General features: G+C 40.9%; 28 protein-coding genes. 6 read left to right on the forward strand and 22 right to left on the reverse strand.

What is annotated here, in order from left to right; translation table 11 throughout:
- Window positions 1-114 precede the first annotated feature (114 nt).
- On the forward strand, window positions 115-567 hold the full coding sequence (locus J9537_RS14120; RefSeq protein ID WP_010745113.1) for a LytTR family DNA-binding domain-containing protein: 453 nt from the start codon (window positions 115-117) through the stop codon (window positions 565-567).
- Window positions 552-962: a hypothetical protein gene (locus J9537_RS14125; protein ID WP_010745112.1), complete on the forward strand. Its 411-nt coding sequence runs from the start codon at window positions 552-554 to the stop codon at window positions 960-962. The genes J9537_RS14120 and J9537_RS14125 overlap by 16 nt, the downstream gene beginning before the upstream one ends.
- A gap of 109 nt (window positions 963-1,071) precedes the next feature.
- Here the strand turns inward: J9537_RS14125 and J9537_RS14130 are convergent, their stop codons facing one another.
- From J9537_RS14130 to J9537_RS14195, 14 genes are all read right to left on the reverse strand, one after another.
- The gene (locus J9537_RS14130) at window positions 1,072-1,344 is read right to left on the reverse strand and encodes a hypothetical protein (RefSeq protein WP_010745111.1); all 273 of its coding nucleotides are present in this window, start codon (window positions 1,342-1,344) and stop codon (window positions 1,072-1,074) included.
- Window positions 1,345-1,704: 360 nt separating this feature from the next.
- Complete coding sequence (locus tag J9537_RS14135; protein ID WP_010745110.1) at window positions 1,705-2,358, reverse strand: YhgE/Pip family protein; 654 nt, start codon at window positions 2,356-2,358, stop codon at window positions 1,705-1,707.
- Window positions 2,359-2,382: 24 nt separating this feature from the next.
- Window positions 2,383-2,757 (reverse strand): YhgE/Pip domain-containing protein, encoded by a 375-nt coding sequence (locus tag J9537_RS14140; protein WP_010745109.1) that lies wholly within the window; start codon window positions 2,755-2,757, stop codon window positions 2,383-2,385.
- Between the two features lie 139 nt (window positions 2,758-2,896).
- On the reverse strand, window positions 2,897-3,376 hold the full coding sequence (locus J9537_RS14145; RefSeq protein WP_010745108.1) for an RrF2 family transcriptional regulator: 480 nt from the start codon (window positions 3,374-3,376) through the stop codon (window positions 2,897-2,899).
- 217 nt (window positions 3,377-3,593) lie between these two features.
- Window positions 3,594-3,914 carry a DsrE/DsrF/TusD sulfur relay family protein gene (locus tag J9537_RS14150; RefSeq protein WP_010745107.1) on the reverse strand — a complete coding sequence of 107 codons (321 nt, stop codon included), beginning with the start codon at window positions 3,912-3,914 and terminating at the stop codon, window positions 3,594-3,596.
- 132 nt (window positions 3,915-4,046) lie between these two features.
- Complete coding sequence (locus J9537_RS14155) at window positions 4,047-5,156, reverse strand: coiled-coil domain-containing protein (RefSeq protein WP_010745106.1); 1,110 nt, start codon at window positions 5,154-5,156, stop codon at window positions 4,047-4,049.
- Window positions 5,157-5,174: 18 nt separating this feature from the next.
- A complete protein-coding gene (locus J9537_RS14160; protein WP_010745105.1) occupies window positions 5,175-5,915 on the reverse strand; it encodes a hypothetical protein in 741 nt (246 codons plus the stop codon).
- A 19-nt stretch (window positions 5,916-5,934) separates the two neighbouring features.
- Entirely contained in the window at window positions 5,935-6,501 is a 567-nt protein-coding gene (lepB, locus tag J9537_RS14165) for a signal peptidase I (protein WP_010745104.1), read from the reverse strand.
- Window positions 6,502-6,517: 16 nt separating this feature from the next.
- Window positions 6,518-8,767 (reverse strand): glucosaminidase domain-containing protein, encoded by a 2,250-nt coding sequence (locus J9537_RS14170; RefSeq protein ID WP_010745103.1) that lies wholly within the window; start codon window positions 8,765-8,767, stop codon window positions 6,518-6,520.
- 794 nt (window positions 8,768-9,561) lie between these two features.
- Window positions 9,562-10,383 carry a phosphonoacetaldehyde hydrolase gene (phnX, locus tag J9537_RS14175; protein ID WP_010745102.1) on the reverse strand — a complete coding sequence of 274 codons (822 nt, stop codon included), beginning with the start codon at window positions 10,381-10,383 and terminating at the stop codon, window positions 9,562-9,564.
- Window positions 10,373-11,470 carry a 2-aminoethylphosphonate--pyruvate transaminase gene (gene phnW, locus J9537_RS14180; RefSeq protein WP_010745101.1) on the reverse strand — a complete coding sequence of 366 codons (1,098 nt, stop codon included), beginning with the start codon at window positions 11,468-11,470 and terminating at the stop codon, window positions 10,373-10,375. The genes phnX and phnW overlap by 11 nt, the downstream gene beginning before the upstream one ends.
- Window positions 11,471-11,481: 11 nt before the next feature.
- Window positions 11,482-12,456 (reverse strand): extracellular solute-binding protein, encoded by a 975-nt coding sequence (locus J9537_RS14185; protein WP_010745100.1) that lies wholly within the window; start codon window positions 12,454-12,456, stop codon window positions 11,482-11,484.
- Window positions 12,457-12,512: 56 nt separating this feature from the next.
- Complete coding sequence (locus J9537_RS14190) at window positions 12,513-14,186, reverse strand: ABC transporter permease subunit (RefSeq protein WP_218256185.1); 1,674 nt, start codon at window positions 14,184-14,186, stop codon at window positions 12,513-12,515.
- Window positions 14,183-14,947, reverse strand: coding sequence for an ABC transporter ATP-binding protein (locus tag J9537_RS14195; RefSeq protein ID WP_010745098.1), 765 nt, complete (start codon window positions 14,945-14,947; stop codon window positions 14,183-14,185). Before J9537_RS14195 ends, J9537_RS14190 begins: the two co-directional genes overlap by 4 nt.
- A gap of 331 nt (window positions 14,948-15,278) precedes the next feature.
- On the opposite strand from J9537_RS14195, the gene J9537_RS14200 reads away from it, so the two are divergent.
- The 3 genes from J9537_RS14200 to J9537_RS14210 are packed head-to-tail and all read left to right on the forward strand — an operon-like array spanning window position 15,279 to window position 19,175.
- On the forward strand, window positions 15,279-15,716 hold the full coding sequence (locus J9537_RS14200) for a MarR family winged helix-turn-helix transcriptional regulator (RefSeq protein ID WP_218256186.1): 438 nt from the start codon (window positions 15,279-15,281) through the stop codon (window positions 15,714-15,716).
- Window positions 15,713-17,434 (forward strand): ABC transporter ATP-binding protein, encoded by a 1,722-nt coding sequence (locus J9537_RS14205; protein WP_218256187.1) that lies wholly within the window; start codon window positions 15,713-15,715, stop codon window positions 17,432-17,434. The genes J9537_RS14200 and J9537_RS14205 overlap by 4 nt, the downstream gene beginning before the upstream one ends.
- On the forward strand, window positions 17,424-19,175 hold the full coding sequence (locus J9537_RS14210) for an ABC transporter ATP-binding protein (protein WP_218256188.1): 1,752 nt from the start codon (window positions 17,424-17,426) through the stop codon (window positions 19,173-19,175). The genes J9537_RS14205 and J9537_RS14210 overlap by 11 nt, the downstream gene beginning before the upstream one ends.
- Before the next feature lie 46 nt (window positions 19,176-19,221).
- On the opposite strand, the gene J9537_RS14215 is transcribed toward J9537_RS14210, so the two are convergent.
- On the reverse strand, window positions 19,222-20,247 hold the full coding sequence (locus J9537_RS14215) for an alpha/beta fold hydrolase (protein WP_245001257.1): 1,026 nt from the start codon (window positions 20,245-20,247) through the stop codon (window positions 19,222-19,224).
- A gap of 259 nt (window positions 20,248-20,506) precedes the next feature.
- On the opposite strand from J9537_RS14215, the gene J9537_RS14220 reads away from it, so the two are divergent.
- Entirely contained in the window at window positions 20,507-21,121 is a 615-nt protein-coding gene (locus J9537_RS14220; RefSeq protein ID WP_218256190.1) for a TetR/AcrR family transcriptional regulator, read from the forward strand.
- Window positions 21,122-21,157: 36 nt separating this feature from the next.
- On the opposite strand, the gene J9537_RS14225 is transcribed toward J9537_RS14220, so the two are convergent.
- The 7 genes from J9537_RS14225 to J9537_RS14255 all read right to left on the reverse strand — a co-directional run bounded on the left by J9537_RS14225 (window position 21,158) and on the right by J9537_RS14255 (window position 26,344).
- Complete coding sequence (locus J9537_RS14225) at window positions 21,158-21,625, reverse strand: VOC family protein (RefSeq protein WP_218256191.1); 468 nt, start codon at window positions 21,623-21,625, stop codon at window positions 21,158-21,160.
- A 182-nt stretch (window positions 21,626-21,807) separates the two neighbouring features.
- Window positions 21,808-22,512, reverse strand: a complete 705-nt coding sequence (alsE, locus tag J9537_RS14230; RefSeq protein WP_218256192.1) for a D-allulose 6-phosphate 3-epimerase — start codon at window positions 22,510-22,512, stop codon at window positions 21,808-21,810.
- 20 nt (window positions 22,513-22,532) lie between these two features.
- The gene (locus J9537_RS14235) at window positions 22,533-23,633 is read right to left on the reverse strand and encodes a PTS fructose transporter subunit IIC (protein ID WP_218256193.1); all 1,101 of its coding nucleotides are present in this window, start codon (window positions 23,631-23,633) and stop codon (window positions 22,533-22,535) included.
- A gap of 18 nt (window positions 23,634-23,651) precedes the next feature.
- The gene (locus J9537_RS14240) at window positions 23,652-24,101 is read right to left on the reverse strand and encodes a PTS sugar transporter subunit IIA (protein WP_218256194.1); all 450 of its coding nucleotides are present in this window, start codon (window positions 24,099-24,101) and stop codon (window positions 23,652-23,654) included.
- 11 nt (window positions 24,102-24,112) lie between these two features.
- Window positions 24,113-24,430, reverse strand: coding sequence for a PTS fructose transporter subunit IIB (locus tag J9537_RS14245; protein ID WP_218256195.1), 318 nt, complete (start codon window positions 24,428-24,430; stop codon window positions 24,113-24,115).
- Between the two features lie 11 nt (window positions 24,431-24,441).
- Window positions 24,442-24,870, reverse strand: a complete 429-nt coding sequence (locus J9537_RS14250) for a PTS sugar transporter subunit IIA (protein ID WP_218256196.1) — start codon at window positions 24,868-24,870, stop codon at window positions 24,442-24,444.
- Complete coding sequence (locus J9537_RS14255; RefSeq protein WP_218256197.1) at window positions 24,857-26,344, reverse strand: BglG family transcription antiterminator; 1,488 nt, start codon at window positions 26,342-26,344, stop codon at window positions 24,857-24,859. Before J9537_RS14255 ends, J9537_RS14250 begins: the two co-directional genes overlap by 14 nt.
- Window positions 26,345-26,467 lie beyond the last annotated feature (123 nt).

The following is a 26,467-nucleotide window of genomic DNA, read 5'->3' on the forward strand; positions in this document are numbered from 1 at the left end:
GTTAATTGACAAAACTAAATACTGCAACAAACCTGTCTTTTAGTGCAACAAATGAAAAAAAGATTCTTTCTGCTGGAAATCCTTGCTATGCTAAAGACACAAAGGAGGCAACCAATGAACATCAACTTTACCTGGGTAAAAGAAAAACCATTAAACGAAATTGATATCTGCGCGAATCCCGAAAATAAATCGAAGCTGCAGGCGCTTGAAAAACACTTACAGCAAGAAAAGATCATCCTGGCGACAGATCCCAAAAACAATCGCACGATTAAACTACCAATCCATCAAATCGAAGCCTTTGAAACAATGGGACATCTGGCCAAAGTGATCTTGACCAATCAGCAGACTTACATTTTGCAAAAACGTTTGAAGGAACTCATTCATTTTGAATCCGATCATTTTTTCCGGATCAATAATTCGCAAATTTTAAATCTCAATAGTGTTCACTCTTTCCAATTAGGAGAACATGCTCGTCTAGAAGTACACACGAAAACAAACACTGTCTATGTCGTCAGCCGCTATTATGCCAAAAATATTAAGGAGAAACTCTCATGTTTAAACAATTAAAAAATAATTTCTTTCAAGCCGCTTTCGGTTCATTAGTCTGGATTACCATTCTTTGTTCACTCACAGACTTTCGTTCACAAATCCCATTTAGTTACATCTGGCATTTGATTGGGATTAGTCTTTTGATAGGAATCGTATTTGGTATCATTTACCCTTATTTATGGAACTACTCTACCTTGAAAGCTGCAACTAACATCGTCCTTTGCACGCTGATTAATACCTTATGCGCCTATGCAGGTGTCTATCTCTATTCAACTCAGATGTTTGCATTCATTCGCCCGTTTTTTATCGGGGTTTTATTGTTAACCTTGATCCTGCATATCGTTTCCTTCTATTTTTATTCCAAATATGACAATAAAAAGATGGCATCAAGTTTGAATCAACTGAATCATTAAAAAAATCCCTGACTGGTTCAACCACGTCAGAGATTTTTGCCTTCATTCCATTGCCGCCTGTCATAATCTGTTCTATACAAAACTACTTCATGATTATAGGAAAGTAGTGTCATTCGAGTAAAAAAACAAGTACTTTTTCTTTGAAGCCACTATAATAATTTTCTTCCGTTGCCTGTTTTTTTGAAGGACAACCCAAAATCAGTTCTTCCTCTAAAATAGAACCTCCATTTTTAACTACTTGCTTTGTCCTAAGAAAAGTAGCTTTTTCATTGTTATTAGTAATAACTGTTTTGATAGGAAAAGCATATGTTTGGCATTCAACATATAATCCTATCCCTAATATCAATACGACACTTCCCAAAAGAAATAACATTTTTTCCATCTCTAACCCTTTCTAATTTAAAAGTGATATTCGCTTTTTAAAACTCATTTGAATAGAAAAACGGAAGTAGATTCTATTTGTGATGTTTTTTCTTGTAATCGTGTACTTCAACCGATAGAGCCACCATCAAAAAAATGAGCAATGAACATAAAGGGATCACCATTATGATAGCTCCTATAAGTGTTAATAACATTGAGACCATCCTTTCAAAATAGCTAAAAATTAGAATTCATTTGAAAAATGCTATAAAGTTACACAGCTTCTCACCATTCAATATAGAATAACTATGCTTGCTTACCTTATCTATTCTCGACAGTTATGCATAATTGTCTTTTTGTCCCTATTTTTAAACGTTCTTTATCAGCCATTGACTTCTATTGAAGACCGTTTTTTCTTATGGTGGATAGTGAAGGATAGATAGATAATTACTTGAGATACCATTAAAAATATTATTAAGACAATCAGTTCTCGACGAATGTTCAAATTATCTAAACTTAGTATTTTTCGAAGACTCATCACACTATATGTCATTGGAATAAATTTATTAATTTCTTGGAATATCGGATTAGATAAATAGATGGCATAACTTCCAGCCGATGAAGAAGTCTGCAACATTGTCAGTACTAATACTATTAAACCTCCTGTACCAGGAAATAAACGATTTACAGCAGCCACAATGCTGTAATAGGTAATGGCTATAAAAAGAAGTAAGCAGAACAAAATCCCTATATGCTCTTTACCAAAACCTAACAAATAGTAGTCCATACCAGTCATAAAAATAACTTCCCCTACAATAAAAATTAATGGGAAGAAAAATACATTTCTCCAATAATCTTTAAATTTAGATTTCAGCTTATTGAAATGAACGGCTGCAACCGAGTTAGTCGCTATTGCTCCAACAAATAATGTTAAAGCAAAGAAATACGGGGCCATTCCCTCACCATTGTTTTTAATAGGATAGGCCTCTTTATGGACGAAACGAACAGTAGTCCCAGGTTCTTTTTGGTTTACCAATTGATCGGCTTTTACCGTGAAGCGTTACATAGCTGCGGTGATTATTTTAGATACCGCGTAATTTGCTCCTTCTGCTGTCGTCAAATAAATTTCGGTCTCGCCTTTTTGTGATCTATTAGTCAGCTGTTTAAACTCTATAATTCCATACACTTCTCCATTTTTAAGCTTTGATTCAGCATTTTTTTTAGAAAGTTCGTGATAGGAGAATAAGTTCTTCTGCATGAATGTTCTATGTATAATGTCTTCTTTACTATTCGATCGAACTTTAACAACCGCTACAGGCAAGTTATCGATCTTTCCATATGGATCCATCATTGATCCTATGAATAATAATGAATACAGCATTGGAATCATCATTAACAGCACTATTCTAAAAATGTTAAGAGCTCCTTTTTTCAAAAGAAATCCATCTCCTTTTTTTATCCGAGGATTTTTTTTATCCTCGCAATGATAATACACGGATATTTCTATGTCAACAAAAAAGTGACAGCATAGAAAGAAACTATGCTGTCACTAAAAACTATCATTCAATTTTTTATTACATCTCAGAGATTACTTTCTTCCAATCGATTTGGAGTATAGCACCTTGCTCATCACGAGGAACTGCTTCAGATATTGTATACCGGCTTAATTTTTTTCTGTAATCTGCTTCTGCTTCATCCAAAATCTCATGGATGCGTTCACGCTTTTCTTTAACAATTTCTTTTGATAAAAACATAGAATCTATAGGCGTCGAATCAATTCCATCAATAAAACTTTGCTTTCCTTCTGTCGCATCAAAAATATCTAAAAAAGTAATTTCATCAATGTCTTTTTTTAGAGTATAGCCACCACTTTTTGAGGCGGTTGAATTAATAAGATCTGCATCCTTCAATTTCTTTGCTACTTTGATCAAATAACTATGTGATACATTCATTCTTTTACTTAATTCTCTTGATTTTAATGCCTCATTTTCTGGAAGCTCTGCAAGCATGACAATTATGCCAATCGCCTGTATAAACGGATTGTTCAGTTTCAAGTTGAAAATCCCCTCTCGGTAATATTCCAATTTCTTTAAATAGTATAACCACACAAGCAACTATTTGTCATTTAGAATAATCAAAGGTCCCACGTTTATCTATACTTTTTTCACTTTTTTGGATAGAGCGAATAGTTGATATTCTACTACTTAAATTTTTATCTTAAAAAAAATAGATAGAAGTTTTCTATCGTTAGGAAACTTCCATCTATTCCATTTAAAATGTCACAACTTTATCCGCCCATTCCACCATTTCTACACAATCGAACATCGTGGAAATCGGACAAGCGGTGTGATCTTCTAGCTGTCTAGATTTCAGACAGGTCCCACAAGCTAGCAATTCTCCACCTTGTTCTGCCAGCTTTTTCATTTCAGCTGGTACGTCGTATTGCTCATCTTCAATGCTTTCAACTTCTACTGCCTCACCCATTAAGAAAAATTTCACTTCATGTGCTTTTTTTAGTGCTGCTACACCAAAACGAAATGCATTCCACGCTTTTTCATGCTCCTTTGTTTCCAAAATGATTGCTACTTTCATCTCTCCCGCTCCTTGTCTTAAAAAACACTGTATTTTCTTAAAGTATAGCGGTTTCACTGATTAAAAACAATTGGGTTATTGAGGTCACAAAAAAGGCGTCAGCACATACATGCTGACACCTCTTCTCAATTATTAATCTTCAGAATTGATGACCGTTTCCTGCATTTTTCCTTGCGCAAGGATATCTACTCGGGTTTGCATCTCTTCATATAATGACATGACGGATTGACGTGATTCAATGACTTCATCAGAAATTTCTTTTGCTTGTTCGTTGATCAGCGCCAACTCTCTCTTCGCTTCTTGGATGATTCGGTGAGCATCCATTTTAGATTTCTCTACCATGCGATTGGCTTGTTTGCGAGCGGAGATCAGAACTTCTCCAATTTCTTGTTGAGTCGAAATCGCTTCTTGCTTCAGCTGTTCATTTTCCGCCTTGAGAGCCGCAACCTTTTCACGTAGTTCAGCCGTTTCTTTTTCTTGAACTTCCTTAGCAGCCTGCTCTTCGATCATCCGATCCATCACTTGATCTTTCTCCACAATTACTTTATCAAGCTGTGAATACTGCTCGTCCTTTTCATTGATTTCTGCTATCAGATCGTTGATTTGCCCTTCTAGCTGATGAATTTTTTCAAGGCGTTGGATCTCTTCATCTTTTTGCTGTGCAACTAATGCTTGGTGTTCTTCGTGAATTTCTTCCAACTCCCGTTCTACTGTTTCCAAATGTGCGACCGAATCTCTCAATTTCTTGTTTTCTTGCTGTACTTGTTCCAATTGCTGCTTCAAATTATCCAGCTCTTGTGTTTCTTTCAGACGCTGAACTTCTTGTCGTGCTCGTTGAACTTCAGCCTCCAGATCTTGAATTTGGCGACGATTTTGTGCCTTCTCCTCGCCCATTCGTAAAACAGATTGACGATAATTCTCATTTTCTTTCGTTAATTGCTGCGTTTGAGCAGTCATCTCTTTTTTATATTTTTGTAAAACCTGCTCTTTTTCAAAAATCAAACGCTTCAATTCTTTGATTTCTTCCGCTTGTTTTTCCGCTGAGTCTGGAATGGTATTATCAGAAACCATTTTTAATGCTGGAGCAGGTTTAGGCTGCGATTGTACCGATGCAGCTGTGGGTGCCTGCGGTTGTGCGCTCGTCATTGTTTCATTTTCCACTTTCTCTTCTGGAACGGAATTGATCTCATCGATAATGTTCTTATTGAAAAACCATCCGCTCTTCTTTTGTTGTGCTACCATTTTTTTCCCTTCTTTCCATTAGTCTTCTTGGATCATTACAAACTTATCTTCTCCATTCTCACGAGAGAAAGTACAACTATAATCTTGTTTCTGTTGCTCTCCGTCCCTTACGTTCAGCTGGAAGGTAATCTGAGTCAGATTACTTATTGCTTCTGCTTCAGCCGCAAAAGCCTTGATGTTGTCCTTGATTTGCTGACGATTGTCCTCACTAGTCAAGTCTCCTGCCAAAGCAATATTCAACGTTTGAGTCGGTATATCTAAGACGATCAGAGTCGTCGGCAAACCAAAGTAAGGGCTGAGCTTATTGGAAAGATCACTCTCCATCGTATATTGATTTTCTCTGCTATCATCTGAAAACAGCTCATCCCACGCATAATCCTGTAAGCCTATCCCTTCGCTGGGATACTCCTTAACAGGAATTTTGTTGACTAATTTTTTTTGTTCCTTTTTCATTACTTGAACGTCATCTCTCAGTGTACTGTTCTGTTCATTCATCGCATACAGCTGATCTTGTACCTGAAACAAGCTATACGAGGTTAAAAGCAGCCCTACAGCTAAACAGAAGGTAACAAATAGTAACGCCGATATATGTTTCGTTTGCTGAATTTGCTTCACATAGTCCAGCTTCCGCTGGAAAGTCGCCGATGCATCTCGTGGTGGCTTAATCAGTTGCAATCGAACATTGATAATCATTCGATACAACCACACCAGCAGCACTAAAATAATGAGTCCTACACAAACCCAATTAATGATTATCACGTGTTTTCCCCTTTTCTTTTTAGTTTTCTACTTTAGCGAGATGAATCGCTGGGAATCGGAATTGAACGGTTCCCTCGATGGATTTTCGATGAACGAAACCAAAGGATCGACTGTCCTTAGAAACCTCAACATGATCGCCAATAACAAAGTAAACATCTTCTGGAATTTTATTTAACGTTTGAAACTCATCGGCCACAGTCGGTGACAAATGATACGTATTCGTCGTTTCAAAATCCCCCTGCTCTCCAATATTCAAGACCATCCGATCATTTCGGACAAACATGCTGTCACCAGGCAGTCCAATCACTCGTTTGACAAACATTCCCTCTTCCCGATCTACTGAAAAAGCGATAATATCATATCGTTGAACTTGGACCTTTTTCTTCACTAGCACTTGATCTCTTTCTGTCAACGTAGGAATCATGGATGTCCCTGAAATCGTGTGGACACTATAATGCTTTTGCAGTTGTCCTCTCACAACAAACAGCATCGTTACAGATAGAATGAGGAGAAGAACAACGGTTAACAGTAATGTCCTTCTGTCATTTGGCGGATCCTCTGTGTGTACGTAGCGCTTATTTGCCATGAGTGATGGCACCCCTTTATTTTGCTTTAATATAAGTAACTAAATCAGATTTCGCTAAATTTGCGTCGATAACCCGATAAGAAATCACCGTTCCTCCATAGACATTGCCTTCCGAAATCAAGATCCCCTCTGGTCGAACAACTTCAACAAAAGCAACGTGACCATAACGCGGGTCTGATCCAGCCGTGCCTGGTGTGAAGGAAATCAACCAACCAGCTTTAGGTTCACGACTGACTTCATAGCCTAACGCCTTGCCCTTTGTTCCCCATTCACCGCCGTTGCCCATAAAGTCATCTACACTCTTGCCTAACTGTTTCACGCGGTTATAGGCGTACCAAGTACATTGACCCACTGGGTACGAACCAGAAGTATTGTAGTTGACGCCGTTATAGTCTGGGTAACGCATCATAGAACGATATTCTTCTGGAATCTCATCCTTGCCTTTGATGAATACCCCTGATGACTGATCAACCTTTACTCGATCGTATTGTGTTAAATTATAGACCGCTATGATCGAGTTCAACTTTCTATCATAGGAAGTATCTGTCGCGTAGGTACCTGTTAGCGCATGTGTCGACCGTAAATAATTCTTAGCGGTCGAACGCCAAGTTTTTTGATAATAATTCGAATTGCCAGAAATCCCGCCACGGAGTAACTGAACGTAATCTCCTAATGAGGCCGCATAGTTTGGATACTTACGGAACGCAGAATTAATCGAATACAACTCTCCATTTCCGCGATCCTCTTGAGTCGCCATCGAAACGGCTTGACCTTGATAGGTTCCCTTCACTCCGAAAAGATTATAGTTCGGCGGTAATGATAAACTGCTGCTGCCTGAACCACTTTCTAACAATGCCTGTGCGATCATTACAGAAGCGAAAACATCGTATTCCTGACCTAACTTACGAGCATCCTCAGCAATGGTTTCTATAAATTTTTTTGAGGCTTCATTTTCAGTAAAATTGATTGAAGCGGGATATTCCTTCAAAATAGTTTGTCCGTACTCTGTCAATGTCACGTTAGGCAAAGCTTGTACGAACAGCTCTTCATCAATATCCATAGGCTGAAGAACCACCTGCCGCTGTTTTTCATTTTTATTTGATTCGTCAGCGTCTTCCGTCTCATCCTTCGTCTCAATCGCTGCCTCTTCGTTAGTATCCTCAGCGGTTGATTCAGAAGCCACTACTTCTACATCCTCAACTGTTAAGTAATAGTCTTTTCCAATGTAGACCCCGACTACTTCAAACTGTTCCTTCTTCTTTTGGTAAAGCAGGCTTCCGATGCTGATCTCTTCTGCTTGCTTCTCTGGAGTTCCTATAATCTCGGTCGCAAAAAGTTCGCTGTAAAGCGTCGTCGCTAATTGCTCCGCAGTGAAGCTTTCCTCCTGTTCAATACCGAGTTTTTTGATCCCATCATAAATCAAGGCCGCGTGTGCTTCATTTTCAAAACTTGAAAGTAGCGGCAGCTCGTACCCCTTTAGATCAGATTGCGCCACTTCTGCCGTCTTCAAATCACTCGGCAATTGTAAAGTACTAGTTTCTGAAAAAGCCTCTGGTGTTGTTTGAATAATCGCAGTGCTAGTTTGTACTTTAGGCTCGCTAGGTGCCGGCGGCGTCGGTGTATTTGGTGCTGGATTTTGTATCGTTCCTGGCGGTGTCACCGCTGGTGGCGTACTCGACTGCGGCGGTTCCTGACTGGTTGCTGGCGGTGTCGTGGACGAACTTGTAGTTGTGCCTGTTGCCCCTCCGCTGCTGGAACTAGTCGAACTGCTCGATGCACTGCTGGAAGTCGACGTACCGCTTGTAGAAGTACTAGAATTTGTTGTACTAGAAGTTTGACTCGTAGAAGACGCGCTAGTTGAGCTTTCACTCGATGTTGCGCTGCTAGTTGAGCTCTCGGTGCTTTCCCCTTCATTTTCTGAAGATTCAACCGTACTGGTTTCCGTCGTTTCCGGAGCCTCCTCCTTTTCAACTGGTGCAGTTTCTTTAAGTGGCTGTTCCGCCGGTGCTTCAGGTGAAGCTGCTGGTTCAGTTGCAGGTGCCTCAGGCGCTGGCGTTTCTGGAACTGACGATGGTTCCACCGGCAACTCTGACTCTGTTTCTGCCGCTGGCTCCGGAGCTGCGACTGTTGAACTTTCTGGAACTGTTGTCTCTACAACAGAAGATTCTTGAAGCAAGTTATCTGCTTTTAGCGCCCCACTGCGCAGGCTAGCTACTCCCCAACAAACTATTGCTAACCCACAAATTGCCGTAACAATCTTTTTCATGAACATTTCCCCTTCTTCCTATACTGAATCAAACAAACCATTTATAAAATACTGGGGGCGACCAATGCTGTTAAAAAAAATCAAGGATGCTGACAATAATCCGCATCCTTGATTCAATCTTCGATAATGATGCATCCACCTCAAAAAATATCCAAATGAATGCTGATCATCCTTACGCCGCTCATCGCTAAGACTTTAAATAGCATCTGATAAGTCACAATATTTCACTGATTCGCGGCATTTTGGCCTCTCCATAAGTTAGGAGAGATGCTAATCAACATGTTCCACTGATTGAGTACCCATCAACCATCAGCATGCTGTCAGTAATAAATTACAATGACCGGATCTTTTATGTATTTTTTATGAACTTTTATGATAATCAATCGCCCGCTAGACTACCCTACCAAAAACGCTTCTATTGTAACCCAATAAAGTCTGAAAAAACGCCATTGCGCGCACCTCTGGTTACAGTATTATTCTACCTTCATTTATAAGGAAAGTCTCAGCCATTTTTGAAATATAAAATTTAATTTTTGGATAAGAATAAGCTCACCAAGCCATTGAATTCGCTTCCAAGTTTGTGGTTACTTAAATCTAGCGAACTTCCGAAAGGATACGTTTAGACAAAGTGCAAAAATTCTTTTTTTTGTCTTTTTATTTACTTTTTGGATAATTAAGTCCTTCGTGGTTTTCTTATAAATAAATAGAATTTATCAAGAAAAAAACTGTAAATTCTCTCCATTATATATGGATAAATCTACAGTCTGAATGTGCATTTAATGTTGGTCTTACCTTTAATTTACAGCAACTTCAATTTTATTCTCACGTATTCTTTGAATCTTTGAATGCTCCTGTAAAATTTCGGCTAACTCCAATAAATTTTTTACACAAAAATCGGCGCCATGCTGATAAAATTTTTCGGCTGTTTGCTGGTTTCGTTGGTCCATCTCTTCCTTTGAGAGACTTTTGTACTCCGCCAAAGACAGCCCCATCTCAGAACTGCCTTCTGTTACTGCAATACTCAACACCCCGGCATTTTTTCCTTCTTTAATATCCGAGATAGTATCTCCTACCTTGATGACTTCCTCCAACGATAGATTTTGAAAATGACGCATATTCTCAAAAATCATATAGGGAAACGGCCGCCCTAACGAACCCACCTCATCTGGTGTCACGACATAGTCAGGATGGTAGCCTTCCTTTTTAGCCGTTTCGAAGACAATCGCCATCATTTCCTTAGTATAGCCTGTCGTAGAGCCAATGTTATAGCCTAGCTGTTTGATTTTTTTCATGGCTTGCTTCGTTTCCGGCTTTAGATGACTGTTTTCTGCTAAATCGGCAAATAAGTATTTCTCAAAATCCTGATAGATAGCATATACGTCTTCTTCCTCCGAGGCCCGTCCATGAAGCTTGAGCCATTGTTCTTTTACCTGTTCAAGTGAGAGTAATTGCTTGATATGATCAATTTTTAGCATCCCCATAGGCTGTCGAATTTCATCATACGTAAGTTGGATATTTTTATTGTCAAAAGCTTTCTTAAAGGCTTCGACGGGTGCCATACAGCCAAAGTCGACGGTCGTCCCAGCCCAGTCTAAAATGATCGTGTTAACTGACATACGCCACCTCCGTGTATTTTTCAATAACTTCGACTAATCGGTCAATGTCTTCTGGATAGATATCACCAATATTTCCAATCCGGAAACAATCAACTTTACTGATTTTCCCTGGATAGATCACAAACCCATTTTGTTTTAAATGCTGATAAAAGGTATTAAACGTAAAATTTGCTTGCTTTGTTGGATACAAGAAAGAGGTAATAAACGGTCCTTGATGGTTCTTGATAAACGGTCGGTAACCTAGCTCCTCCATTTTTTGACGAAGTAGTCGATTATTGGTTAAATACCGCATGTAGCGCTGATAGATACCACCTTCTTGCTCTAATTCCTGCAAAGCCTGATGGAAAGCCAAGACAGTATGCGTAGGTGACGTAAATCGCCATTTACCATCTTTTTCCATTGTTTCGTATTGGTCGTAAAGATCCAAAGACACCGTTCGTGCAAAATCTCGGCGTTGTTCCAGCTGTTCTCTTTTCGCCAAAATAAAGGAGAAGCCTGGAACGCCTTGAATGCACTTATTTGAGCTGGAAACTAGGAAATCAATCGACAGCGCAGAGACATCGATGGGAATCCCGCCAAAGCTAGACATTGCATCAACAATGAACAGTAAGCCATTCTCATTCGCTAACGCTGCGATCCCCTCCAGCTCATTTAAAATGCCGGAAGTTGTTTCACTATGAACCATTGCAATCGCTGTAATGGTTGGATCTTCTTCAAGAATTTTCGCGATTGCTGCTGCCTCCGGAATCTCATCTTCCGCAACTTCATAAACTGTATAAAGCAACGCATATCGTTCACACATACTGACCATTCGTCGGCCATATGCGCCATTCACACAAATTAGGACATGATCCTTTGGTCCGATCATAGAACTCAAGACTGACTCTACGCCAAACGAACCGCTGCCCTGCATTAAAATCGTTGTATAATCCGCTTCAGATACCCCCGCTAAGTCCAACAGCTTTTGACGAATCTCTTGCGTGATCGTTTTATACTCCCGATCCCAAGTGCAATGATCGACCCTCATCGCCTGTTTGACTGTTGCTGTTGTTGTTAATGGTCCTGGTGTCAATAATTTATATCCCATGCTGCACCTCTCTAATCAACCAATTTTTGGTGTTTTTCTAATAACTCCGCCGTTAACTCATCTGGGAAGACTTTTTGATTCTTCGCAACTTTTGCCGAATCCACGGTTTCTCCCTTATACAACGCACTAGGATAAATCTTCAATAAATCCTTGCGACCTTTTTCTAAGATCAAATTCAGCATTTTCTCTGCTTCTGGATTGGTCTTTTCCCCTTTATCGATCACAGCTAAAGATTCTGTCAATGTGTAGGTTCCTTCAGTTGGTTCGACAAAATCAATTGGCAAGCTATCCTGTTTATCCTTGACTGCCTGATGACGCAAACCAAAACCAATCGCTACTTCCCCTAAGCGAACTTTTTTCAATGGACCGGACCCAGAGCTTTCTAGGTGGTCTCCAGCATTCTTATAGATTCCTTGCAGGATTGTTTTGGCCTCCTCTTGCCCGTAATTGTCCACCAATGCTTGAAACAATAACCAAGCTGTAGAGGATTGTTTAATATCTGAAATAGCTATCGCATCCTTATATTTAGGATCCGCCAACTCTTTTAAACTAGTTGGCACTGGCAGCTTCATTTCCTTCATCATGTCCGTATTATAGAAGATGGTTCCTTCCTGCACTGTAAAAGGGGCGGCGTAATCAGGAATCTTCGCCAAGGAATCCATCGGCAGCTCAAGTTTTTTAAACATGTTCTCTTTTTTCTGAGCGCTAGTTAAATAGAAGGTACTCATTGTCACCAAGTCCGCTTCAATATTCTTCCCTTCTGCTAAAAGCTTTCCACCTAATTCAGACGTGCCAAAAGATTGTAAATTGTATTTGCCCTTGTAGCCATTTTGGTCCAAAACATTCTTGATCACTTCTACTGGTTCTTCGTCGGCATTTGTATAAATCGTGACTTTCTCGTCCGCCGCGTTACCTTTGCTGCAACCTCCTAATAATAGGAGGAAAAGCAGACTTCCAAGTAAAGTGACTAGTTTCTTTTTATTCATTGATCATGCTCCTTTTTTATATTCAAGTATTCATTTCCAATCCGTATATCTTTCCCCTAAGCCTTTTCTCTATGGATAGTCGTTATTTTCGCTTTCGGCTTTCTTCTCATTTGTCTCGTTGAAAAAATGGAAGTAGGCATTCGTTTAATCAGCTGTATAAGTCCTTGCATGATTACGTTGATCAGTAGTAAAAACAAGGAAAGCATAAATATATCGTTAAATCGCCCGAAGTGCTGAAGCTCTTTTAGCTTGGCGGTAATAACCATTGTATTCGCACTGGTCAAGAAAATAACGGCACTGATCGTCACCATTGAATTAAAAAAATAGTAGCCAAAAATATCTATGATGGTCACTTTAGAATTAGGGATCAAGATACGCCAGACCGTTTTTAACCAGCTATCTCCCATTAATTTGGCCGTGTTCTCCCAATTCAAATTCATCTTCTGCAGCGCTTCTTTCGCCATTTGATAAGGGGTTGAAAAATAATGAACGATTGTCACAATCACTAAGATCATCAATGTGTTATGCAGCTGACTGCCACTGAAAAGCAATAAATAAGCCACCCCTAAAACCATTCCGGGGATCGAATTCGTAATCGTCGCGATGCTATCGATAAGCTGATTCACCCTATAAAGTTTGCGTTCTCTGGAAGTCAAAATCGCTGCCAAATAGGCAATGATCGTTCCAAATCCCGCAGTCAACAAGGCCATCCACAGGGAATTTTTCAAAGTCTGAACCAAGCTGTCATCTTGTAGAAAACGAGTAAAATTATTGAATGTCGGTGTCAATTCATACGGCCAGTTCGTTACCATCGGAATAATAATTAAAACCGCAAATACACCCAAAATAAAGGAGGACAGTCCTAGAAAAAGAACCCGATAGCACCAATCTCTTACCGCATTCTTTTTGATCACTGCTTGACGCGGCCGCTCGTAACGTACCACCTTCTTTTGCAGATGGTTTAGGATCAAAATACTAACGATTGAAGGCAGCAGCATGGTTAATGCGACCAGTGAACCGAATTGAAAATTCGGAATCGTCCCCATAAAGCCTTCATATAATAGTGTAGTAATAAAAGGCGTTTGTCCTCCCACCGCACTAGGAATCCCAAAATCAGTGAAGGCCATAAAGAAGCCCTGTAGAAAAGCAACTGCCAAGACCCGTGTTAATGGGTTCAAAATTGTTTTGTACAGCGAACGGTACCAACGATCGCCCATCAGACGAGAAACAATGAATAGTTGGGTATCCAAATATTTCATCGAGTTATTGATCAAAATAAAGATTGGCGGCAGGGTGTAAATGATAAAGCCTAATAAAATACCGATGGAGCCATAGATGTGGAACAGTTCCTGTTGAAAAATCTTGCTCCACAACCCTTGCTTCCCAAAAGCATAAATTAGGACAAACCCATACGTGATCGTTGGCAAAAGCATCGGAAAATGCAGGATGCTCTCATTGACCTTCAAGAACCTCCGGTTGATACGCGTAAAATTATTTCCATAAGCCAAGAAAAAGCCTAAGATTGTCGAACAGCTAGTTGCTGCCAACGAATACTTCAAACTATTCGTAAACGAAGTACCCCACTCTTTAGTAAAAATATGCAGGCTCTCTCCATCCGTCTGGGAAAAAGCCGTTAGGACAATCTGGATAATTGGATAAGCCAAAAATAAAAAGAAAAAGAGCAGGACTAGCCAGCTAATGGCCTTTTTCAATGAAAATGTGGTGCTCATGATGCCACTCTTCTCATAGATTGCTGAAAAATTTGTTGGATATTTTGCTGCTTGATCGCTAATTGATTGACGATAAACTCTTCAACAAAATGACAAGACGCCTGACTCATAATCTCAATCGGTGAGCTGCATTGAGCAATTCTTCCTTCATCAAGAACAACGATTTTATCAGACATCGTCAAAGCCTCCTCAGGATCATGGGTAACGATCACGATAGTCAGATGAAGCTTTCGAGCGATCTCTTGGATTTTTTCCTTGATGGATTCTTTGATCACACCGTCTAAAGCACTTAACGGCTCATCAAGCAGTAATAATTGCGGCTTCATCACTAATGTTCGTCCAAGCGCGACCCGTTGCTTTTGTCCCCCTGACAATTGATGGATTGGCTTGTCTAGATGCTTCTCTAAATTCAATAGCTGAATCAATTCGTCAACCTCCGCTTTGGTGGAGCAATCCTTTTTATTGCGTAAGCCATAGGTCAAATTTTGATAAGCGGTCAAATTAGGGAATAGCGCATAATCCTGAAAAACAATATTAAATGGACGTTTCTCCATCAACGTATGAGTAATCCTTTTTTCATTAAAGTAAATTTCTCCTGCACTGGGTTCTTCCAAACCCAAAATCAAATTCAATAGCGTCGTTTTACCAGAGCCGGATTGTCCAAGAATCGAAACAATCTCGCCAGCTTCAATTTCTAAATTGATATTTTCCAATACGGTCGTCTCTTGAAATTTTTTTGTGATGTTTTCAAGTTTTAGCACACTTATCTCTCCTTTTTATGTGAATACGGAACACTCAACCAACTGTTTGCTACTGTATAAAATGAACCGAGCAACTGAGCACCCTTCGATAAAAAGTATAACGATACATTGTAAAGACCCCGTCAAGTTCACGAAAAGATAAAATAAAGATTGTTTTGTTTATGTAAAGAATGTTAATTGTTGTACATGGCTATTGATAAAAAAGTCGTTGCCCCCTTCTGTCCCTAGTTATAAAAAAGAAGGTTTAATCGTTGCGCCCGCAACTTTTTTCTTTTATACTATTAACTGTTTGTTTAGTGCTTCAGGAGATTATCAGAGGGGGGAGCTTCAGGTGGATTCTTTTGTAAAAATGATTAACCGTATCGCGCGACTTTCAGCGTTCTATCGGGAAAAGGAATTTAAAAAATTAGGATTGGGAGAAATGCATCACGCGTATATTCTAAGTATCTGCTCTGAACCGGGGATTTCACAAGAAGAGCTGGCCTGTAAACTCTTTATCAATAAAAGCAATGTTGCTCGGCAGTTGGCCCAGCTGGAGCAAAAGGGCTTTATTATTCGCAAAAACGATCAACAGGATGCACGACGGCTAAGAATTTACCCGACAGACAAATCCTTAGCTATAGAAGAAGAAATCCGTTCCATCTTAGGGGCCTGGAATCAAACACTACTGGCTGAGATTCCAGTAGAGCAACAGGAGGCTGTATTGTCTGGATTGCAGCACATGATGGAAAAGGCAGAGATAGAAATGTGTCGTAAGGAGGAAAAATGAAGCTAATTATTCACTACTTGAAGCCCTATCGTTCTCGTGTCACGTTAGGGGTTATTATAAAATTTTTAGGAACCATGATGGAATTGGTTCTTCCATGGAATTTGGCGTATATTCTCGATCACGTCATTCCGCAAAAGGATCCTAAGAAGATTCTTTTTTGGGGCGGTGTGATGCTAGCGGCCTCCGCTTTCGCTTTATGGGCGAACATCATTGCCAATCGAATGGTTTCGCGGATTGCGAAAGATACCACCGAACATATTCGTGGCGATCTCTTCCAAAAAATCACTTATTTGGACACGACCCAGATGGAAGATGTCGGTGTCTCCTCATTGGTTTCACGTGTAACATCTGATACGTACAATATTCATTTGACCCTCGGTGTCATGATGCGGATGGGGATTCGCGCACCGATCCTATTAGTGGGCGGAATCCTCATTACCACAACACTCGATCCGGTTTTGACTTTAGTTTTGGTTGCTGTGATGCCGATTATCTTTGTCATGGTCACACATATCTCTAAAAAAGGCGTACCGTTATTTGGCAAGCTGCAAAAGCAAGTCGATCAGCTCGTTTTGACAGTACGGGAAAATGTCACAGGTTCTCGTGTCATTAAAGCATTATCAAAAGAAGCCTTTGAACGGCGGCGATTCGAAAATGTCAATCAATCTTTAGTGAATGCTGAGACAACCGCTAATGTTACTTTAGCCGCTTCACCGCCTCTTTTAGATTTATTCCTAAATTTGGGGCTGACACTTGTCATCGTGGTCAGTGCCTACCGAGTGAACGCTGGGCTGACTCAACCAGGCGTCATCGTCGCTTTTCTGACTTACTTCACGATTATTTTGAATGCGATGCTATCGATTACGAGGATCTTCGTTTTGTATTCTCGCGGCCTCGCTTCTGCGAATCGGATCAACGAAGTCATGCGTAAAAAGCCTTCACTAGTTCCAGGAACGTTAGAGCAAAGAAAAACCGCATCTACTAAATTGGTTTTTGATGATGTTACCTTTGCCTACCCTGATGGCGCGCCAGCGATCAAAGGGATCAGCTTCAGCGTTAAGCCTGGTGAAACATTAGGAATTATGGGGGCCACCGGTAGTGGTAAAACGACGATTGCCAGCTTGATCTTACGGCTGTATGATCGAACTTCCGGTCAAATTCTGCTGGATGGGCAAGAAATCAAGCATTACTCGCTGGATGCCTTGCATCAAAAAATCGGAGCTGTTTTACAAAAGGATGTTCTATTTGCTGATAGTATCCGCGAAAATATTTTGTTCGGACGTTCCTTTACCGAAGAACAGATCCAGCAGGCGATTGATGACGCGCAGGCTCGTGAGTTCATTGATAAATTAGCGGATGGCTTGGAGCACCATTTGGAGGCTAAAGGACAAAATCTCAGCGGCGGACAAAAACAACGGGTACTTTTGGCCCGTGCGCTGATCGGTCAACCCGATTTACTAATACTAGATGATTCCTCAAGTGCCTTAGATTATCATACCGATGCGAATTTACGAAAAGCGCTTCGCACACATTTTAGTGAAACAACAAAAGTCCTGATTGCTCAACGAATCAGTTCGATTCAGCATGCGGATAAGATTCTGCTGCTGGATAAAGGAAGAATGATCGGCTATGGTTCCCACGAAGAATTATTAGCGGAGAATCCAACTTATCAGGAAATATACCAAGGTCAGACGGGAGGGCAAGCCATTGAAGAATAAGAATTCACGAAAAGGTACCCTGCTCCGTTTATGGGGATACTTATACCAATTCAAATGGCTGCTGTTTTTAGCCGTGATCCTAACGATCGCCAGCAATCTATTTGCTTTAGTGGGGCCTCTTCTTTCTGGTTATGCCATTGATGCCATCCAAATCGGTAAAGGCCAAGTCGCTTTCCAAAAAGTTTTCTTCTATTGTAGTTTGATGGTGGGATTCTATTTAGCTTCAGCGATTTTAAGTTATGGCATCAGCCGATTGATGATCTATTTGAGTCAGAAGATTGCTTTTCGCTTGCGGAAGGATCTTTTCGAAAAAATCGTTTCGCTGCCGGTTGGTTACTTCGACCAACATCAGACGGGAGACATCGTGAGTCGGATGAGCTATGACATTGATACGATCAACACTTCCCTAGCGAGTGATTCAGTCCAGGTTCTAAGCAGCATAGTGACAATCGTCGGCTCCTTTGTCATGATGCTGGTGATCTCCCCCTTGATGGTAACCATTTTCTTAGTAACCGTCCCAGCGTCGATTTTACTGACACGTTTTTTAACGAATAAATTCCAACCCCTTTTTCGGAAGCGTTCAGCCAAATTAGGCGAATTGAACGGGTTAACAGAAGAGCTCTTATCCGGTGAACAAACGACCAAAGTCTACCATCAAGAAGAAACGATGATCGCTCGCTTCGCCAAAAAGAATGAAGAAGCGATGACGGCTTATTACAACGCAGAGTACTACGGCAGCATGACTGGACCTTCTGTAAACTTTATCAACAATGTTTCACTTTCGTTAATCAGTATTTTAGGAGCCTTCTTATTTTTGTTTGGTCACTTAACGTTAGGTAAGCTTTCGTCCTTCGTCTTGTACTCACGGAAATTTTCCGGACCGATCAATGAGCTGGCAAATATATTCAGCGATCTGCAGTCTTCTATCGCAGCGGCTGAACGAATCTTTAAGCTGTTGGATGAAGAACCGGAAGTTCAAGATGTACCAAATGCCCACGTCTTCAAGAAAGCTCGCGGAGATGTTCGCTTTGATCATGTTTCCTTCAGCTACCAAAAAGAGCAGCCAGTCATTAAGGACCTATCTTTTGATATTTCTGCTGGCAGCGTAGTAGCCATTGTGGGGCCGACAGGAGCAGGCAAAACAACCATTGTGAATTTACTGATGCATTTTTATGATCCAGATAGCGGGGCGATTTACTTAGATGGACAAAACATTAAAGAAGCGACTCGAGGCAGTCTGCGAAAACAATACGCTATGGTTCTGCAGGATACCTGGCTCTTCACCGGAACCATCTTTGAGAATCTGACCTACGGAAACGAGCAGGCAACGCTGGAAGATGTGATTAAAGCCACCAAAGCCGCTCATATCCATGAGTTTATCGCTCAGCTGCCAAAGGGCTATGACACGGTGATGACTGAGGATGGATTAGCCATTTCTCAAGGACAGAAGCAGCTGCTGACCATCGCACGGGCGATGCTCCTCAATGCTGAATTATTAATTCTTGATGAAGCCACTTCAAATGTCGATACGCAAACAGAATTGCAGATCCAAGAAGCTATGGGCAAATTGATGGTGGACAAAACCTCCTTTATCATCGCCCATCGTCTCTCAACGATTCGTGAAGCCGACTTGATCCTAGTGGTCAACGATGGCAACATCGTCGAACAAGGCACTCATGAAGAACTATTGGCTAAGCGTGGACGCTATTATCAACTCCACCAAGCTCAATTCGAAAATTAGAAAATAGCCAGAGTATCTAAGGAAAATTTCCTAGATACTCTGGCTATTATTTTGTCCTTTCAGCAAGCTGCTGAACAACTTCCACAAATCGTTCGGGTTCATTCATCCATGGGTTATGACCGGAATGCTCGAACCAAATGATCTCCTTCTCAGGCGCCTCCAGCTTTTCATAGTAGTCTTCCACCAGACTGGTTGGAGCATTAAGGTCATGCTTACCCAATAGAAAATAAACTGGAACTTCTAACTTGGGATAGTCCTTCCGTAGATCAATCCCATAAAGCTGAGGGTAGACATGATTAAAGGTTTGTAAAATCCCACGAAGATAATTCACTTTATCTAGTAAGCCGTATTCTTTTGCAGAAAGATCACGCAACGTTGCAAAACCAGCATTTTGAATCTCAGGATTTTTTGCCATGGCTTGGCTTAGATAATTTAAATATGCCGAGCTTTTGACGGTGACTGTTTTGCCGTAATAAGGTGGTTCCCCATTTTTCAGTAGTGTATCTACAACCTTTTGATCACCATTTTCTTTCGCCAGCTTCATTGCTAACGCATAATCGATTTTCTCCGTCTCTTCAAAAGCCACCATCTGACCAGTTCCCATAAACGCATGATACAGCTCAGGACGCTCCTTCACCATGAATACGCCTAACGCACTTCCCCAAGATTCTCCCAGTAGATAGAGCTTTTCTTGTTGGAATTCTTTTAATAATGAGCGGACTAGAGCTGTCCCATCCTTAACATAGATTTCAGGTGTTAATTGTTTTTTTGCGATTGCTGAATACGATTTTCCTGCTCCTGGCTGCTCCCAATTAACCACGACAAAGTTCTTTTCCAGTTCCGCTAATTCATATCTTGTAGCCGCAAGCTGTGACCCGCCTGGCCCTCCTGCTAAAAATAGCAGCAGCGGCTTGTCTCGATTCTCCCCGCGAATGCTGACCCATTCCTTGCGACCATTCAAACGAACTTCCCTCAGCTCCGCAATACTGTTCTCTTTTGTGTTTTTAGGTGTTGCTGCAGTAAGCTGTGTAAAGAGCACAAAAATGATTCCAACAGCTGCAATGATTCCCATTCCAAGAACTCTTTTTTTTACTCCTTTTGTTGCAAACACGGCCTCTTTCCCCAGTAAGCGCTTTAAAACGTAAAGAAAAAGCCTCATCAGCAAAATAAAGCCAACCATAAAAAACAACAACACAATGAAAAGAAATCCCCCTACCGTTAACAAAATAACTCCCCCTTTATTTTTTGACCACCGTTCAACAATTTCATCATATCAATTTTTTGAACGACAGTCAACTTTTTGTGGTATACTATTTTGGGAGGTTGAGAGAATGAAAAAACGAGAATTGATTCTAGATGCCTTGCAAGAATTACTCTATGAGGGGACTGCCGGTACCGCTTCAGTCCAAGACATTGCAAGTAAAGCCGGGATTGCGAAGGGCGGACTTTATTACTATTTTAAAAGCAAAGAAGAAGTGTTAGATGCCTTAGTCGAGCGCCAATACAATCACGTCATCGAAACTTGTCGAACGAAGCTCTCTGAGATTGAGGCTCCCGCTTTAGAAAAAATGAAATTACTGCTTTATTTTTATCGTAGTACCGCTGTTGATCGTGCCCTTGACGCGGCTCTGCATGAACCGCAAAATGCGGCTATTCATCAAAAATCCAATGCCTTCATCATGCAGAAGCTTGCACCAATCGTTAGCGAAATTCTGGCTCAAGGCATGGAAGAAAAAACTTTTGTCTGTGAGCAGCCGGAAGAAATTGCTGAACTATTTTTATCTCCCATCATTTTTTTACTTGATCCTGGCTTGTTCACTTGGAACGATCAAGAGGTTCAAAGAAAATTGAAAGCCTTAGCCAAAATGTTTGAGGCTAGTCTGCAGGCACCTGCTGGAGCCTTTGATTTTCTCTATCAAAATTGGACACAGCAACGCCTAAAATAAAAAAGTTGAAGACCGTGATTTTCGGCCTTCAACTTTTTAACTATTCAGCATATTTTCAACCATTTCTTTTCCAAGAAAGGTTTTTTCTCCTAATTCTTCTACGGTCATTCCATCTGCGGCAAGCCGCTTCACCATGACTGTCAGATCCTCCCCGACTTGGATAACGTGCTTATCCGGATCATAGAAGCAGGCAACCTTCTGCCCCCAAGGCATCGTCGCGATGTCTCGCAAAAACGCTAAGTTCTCACCTTTCGTCCGTTCGATGAAACCATCGAAATCCTTCGTCTCAAAATAAAATTCTACTGTATTATTCTGATAGTTGAAGCTCTCCTTGTCACAACCCGTAAATCGAATCCATGATTCTTCTGTTTGTAGTGACAAACCGCCATTGAAGGTCACATTCTCGCCAAAATCAGAAACAATATCTACCTCCAAAATCTTGCGATAGAAGGTCTTTGACTGCTCCATATCCTTTACTACCAGCATAGGTCCTCGATATTCCATTGCATTCCTCCATTCTTTTTAAAGCGTTTACATTATTGTTTACTATATCACAAATACGCCCCTTCGTGTTTAGAAAATTTCTCCTCCAACAAAGCGTAGTTGATAGCTGTTTTATTCATTGGATTTTTCTGTAACTTAATCATTAAAAAAACTTGGAGCCGAATGACCCCAAGTTTTCCAAATTATTTTGCTGCTACATAAGTCAGCTTCTTACCAGTCATTTCTTCATAGTCCGTCACCATAATATCCCATGCCTTGGCAATGTCTTCATCTAAACCGAATAATCCGCTGCGACCTACGATATAAATATCCGGACCGGCTGCATCAATTCGTTTAAAGGATTTACGGTTAGAAGAACCATCCATCTCAATCACATAGCCGTAACCTTTTTCTTCTCGCAGTTCACGTAAAGCCACGATTTTATCTAAGGTGCTCTCGATGAAACGCTGCCCAGCGAAGCCTGGGTCAATCGTCATGATCGTGATTTTATCAACCAATTCAATATAAGGGAAGATTGTTTCAATCGGTGTTTCAGGATTCAAGACGATCCCTGCCTTCAAGCCGGCATCATGAATCTGGTCGATTAATCTGAATGCCAAGCCATCTAATACCTCTGCGTGCATGCAGATCCATTCGCATTGCATATCCACTAATTGCTGCACCCAAAAGCTTGGATCGGTCACCATCAAATGGGCCGACATCGGCAGTGTAGTGATTTTTCTTAATTCCTCGATAAACCATGGGGATAAGGTAATGTTAGGTACATAATGGCCATCCATAATATCAATATGATAAGAATCTACATGGTCGTTTAAAAAGGTAATCTGTTCCTTGAACTTGTCTAAATCCATCGTCATTAATGATGGAGAGAATTCTACTTTTTTCATGTGTCGTCACTCTTTCTGGATTAGAAGATTTGAATGTCTTCCAAATTAATATCGTCTTCTTCTTTTTCAACTTGCATCGCTGCGTCTTCTTCCGTGACGTTTTTCTTAATCACTGCCAACACAACAGCGGTTACTACTACATTGACTAAGATAGCAATTACACCTGCCCATGGTCGTGACATGGTAGGAATCATCAATACTCCGCCAAAAGGAACCGTTGCATCTGCGCCTAGAAGCATCGTTGTCGCTCCACCGGCAAAGCCACCAATGGCTGTAGCTACAACCCCACGAACAATATCGTTCATAACCAATGGGATAACTCCTTCAACAATATTGATGACCCCCATTGGTACCGCTGATTTCAATGTTTCCACTTCTAGCTTCGTGTAAATGTTTTTACCAAATAATTTCGCGATAAAGAAGGCTAAACCAAACCCAATTGGTGTCGCGGTATTTACTAACTGTAAGGCGGTAATTGGTCCATTTAAACCTTCTGCCTGCATCGTTAATACAAAAGCGAAAACTGTTTTGTTGATAGGACCGCCGTAGTCGACACCACTCAATAGTCCAATCACACCACCAAAGACTAGCAAGGATGAATTGCCTAATCCGTCTAGGAAGTTTGTCAGTAACGCAGTCAATGCTGCAATCGGTGCGCCTATGATATACACCATGATCAAGCCGCCGATAATCGATGTTAAGAATGGAATAATCAAGGTTGGCATTAGACCCTTCGCCCAATTCGGTAATTTGACATATTTTAAAATTGCTAATACTAAGTAACCTGCTAAGTAACCACCTAAAATCCCGCCGATAAACCCGGCGCCGATCGCGTTTGCTGTCAATCCAATAATGAAGCCGGGGGCGATCCCTGGTTTTCCACCGATTGAATATGAAATTCCAGTCGCGATAACAACCGGTAACAGCCCTAAGCCTTTACCACCCATCGTAGCTAACGCATCCCAGATCGTAAATTTCCCTTGTACCAAAGCATCTTGACTAGAGCCGCCAAAGGCCATCCCGATAGCGATCAAGAACCCGGCGCCACAGACGATCGGAATCAAGTACGAGATCGCCGTCAATAAGTGCCCTTTTAGATTTAATTCTTTAATTTTTTTCATTTCTCTTCCTCCATTTAACTAAGCGAATGCTTCAACAACATCTTCTGGCTTTTTCGCCTGCAACAGATTGCCAACGACTTCATCATTTCCAAGTTTTCTGGCAAATAGGGACAATAATTTCAAATGATTGGTTGCCCCATCGTTGTCATTTCCCACGGCGAATAGAATGATTCCCTTCACGCCTTTGCCATCTAGACTTTCCCAAGGAATTTCTTCCTGATTAATGCCGATCGCTACACCTACTTTATTTACGTAAGAGCTTTTTCCGTGAGGAATAGCGATGTAATTTCCGATGCCTGTTTGACCTTCTGCTTCGCGGGCATAAATGTCTTTGATGAACCCGTCTACTTCTGAAATATAGCCATTTTCCAATAGCTGATTCGCCAAATCATTCAACGCGTCGTCCTTCGTTTTGGCGGTCATATTGGTTTTGACAATGTCTAAATCCACGATGTCCTTTACTTCCATGTCAATTCCTCCTAAACCTTCTGAGCAACAACCTCTTGGGCTTTTTCAATCAATTTGTTTGGTGATTTCACCGCAACCTCTGTTGGTACTTGGATGATGCGCTTGCCATCGAAACGTTCTCGACCTGAAATTTTTACATCCACGGCTAAGATCACGATGTCTGCTTGATCGATCTCTTCTTGAGTCAAGGCATTTTCAATCCCAATTGTTCCTTGTGTTTCTACTTTCATTTCGCAACCCGCTTTTTTTGCGGCGTTTTCTAATTTTTCTTGCGCGATGTAGGTATGGGCAATTCCCACGGTACATGCGGCTACTCCAACGATTTTCATAATGGTTCCTCCTAGTTGTTTTCTGCTAATAGCTGATAAAAATGGGCTTCATTTTCAGCAATGAGTAATTTCTCTAAAAATTCATCGTCTGCTAATCGGCGCGTGAATTGCGCGATTTGTTTCTTTATTTCTTGGCTCTCATCGCTCTTCAAGAGAATCGCGATAATCAGTTTTACTTCTGGTGTTTTCTCATCAAAATCAAGCGGATCTGCTAAACGGATCAGCAAAACTTGGCTTTGTTTGATCTTTGGACTTTCTAGATGAGGCAAAATCACATGCTCTGCGATCATGGTGTTGCCGACCTTTTCACGCTGCTTCAATAAAGCGATAAGTTCCTCCGCTTCCGCTTCATTCGCAAACTCTGCGATAAAACGTTGAATCGATTCTTTGTCTATAAATGGCTGATCCAAGAAGACTTGGAAAAAATTATCGTTCATCATAGATTGCCTCGATTTTCTTTTGTAGTCGGTTTTGATCGTCTCGTGTGAACATCGCGCTCACCAATAAGGATGGAACGGGAATCGTATCACTGACACTGATGGTTGTTAAAATCAAATCAATTCCTGGATATTTTTCTGTAAAATGCTTCGCGTCCCGTGAAGCGATCACGTCCACAATCTCTAATTCAGGGAATTTCTTCTCGATCTTCACCCGTAAAAGCTCAGAAGTCCCAACCCCTGTCGTACACATGATGATGGTGCGGATCGGCAGTTGATTCGTTTCAATAATTCGGGCGAAATATAAAGTAATAAAGCCATTTTCGTCTTCATTGATTTTTGGGAAGGCAAAGCGCTGACTGACTTCATCAGAAACATCCGCCACATCCTTAAAAATCGTTTCATAGGTCATCTTTATTTGATCTAATAAGCTATTCTTCACGTGAATCCCATGCTCTAAACGATTGATCATCGGCTTGATGTGATTCGCCAGGTCTAAGAAAATGGACTCACCCTTAATGGGGATATTTAATCGCTGACTCATCCCGTTTAAATACATATTGGTAATCTCTACGACCTTCGAAGAAAACTTGGTTACCTTACTCAAGCTCCCCTGCATTCGTGAAGAGGAGAGGTATTGGTACAGATAGTAGATTTCTGACTCAGGCAGCTCGCTTTGTAAATAATTCTCAACATTTTCAATGGCTGCCTTTGCGACTTGATAAAATGCCGCGTCCTGCTCCAAACGTTCCTGCTCCTTTTTAGAAAGCGGACTCATTTCTTCATTTGGCAGCTTACGAACCTTCCGCAAACGACTGATCAAAATGTATAAATGAGAAAAAATATTTACGTTGTATGGATACGGGATCGTCATCTGCAATTGCTTTTCGATTAGCTTCAGCTGGTCTAAAATAAACAATACGTCGTAATTATTGAAGTTCAATTCTGAATTATTTTTCAGCTCATCGATCTCAATAATGTTGTGCATCTGAATCAAATCAGCGATCGCACGACGAATATTGGCCTCTTTTCCTAAAACTGCTAATGTCCGTTGTTTCCGTTCTAATTTCAGTTCGTAACGCTGCAGATGTTCCGCGATCAGCTGTTCATCGCTAAAGATAACGGACTCCCCAACATAATAATCTTCGAATAGATCATAAACATTTTTGGCATTTGGTGATGAAAGCAATAATTCCTCCGTTACTCGATTCCTGCGCTCCTGTGGTGAATATTGACTGCGCTGGCTTGTTTGAATCGTCGTTTGACTGATGTATTTTTCATAATCTAATTTGTAGCCTCGCCCCTTTTCTGACTGGATCAGTCCTTCGCCATGTGTTTCATTGATTTTTTTTATTAGGCGATAAATCGTTTTTTGCGAAGTTCCTAGGTACTCCGCCAATTCATCGGACGTAATATAGTCATGTCGTTTCGTTAGAAGTAGTAACAGCCTTTGTTCACGATTTTTCTTTGCTCCCACGGCTATCAACCTCCCCTTCTTGTTTTTATCATAACCCGTCGAAAAGAAAACGCTTCACTCGTTTTTGACCGTTGCAACGGACAAAAAATAAAAGTCTTCCTATTCATTATAATCAGGAAGACT

The sequence above is a fragment of the Enterococcus raffinosus genome (assembly GCF_019175485.1).
GTDB classification, from domain to species: Bacteria; Bacillota; Bacilli; order Lactobacillales; family Enterococcaceae; genus Enterococcus_A; species Enterococcus_A raffinosus.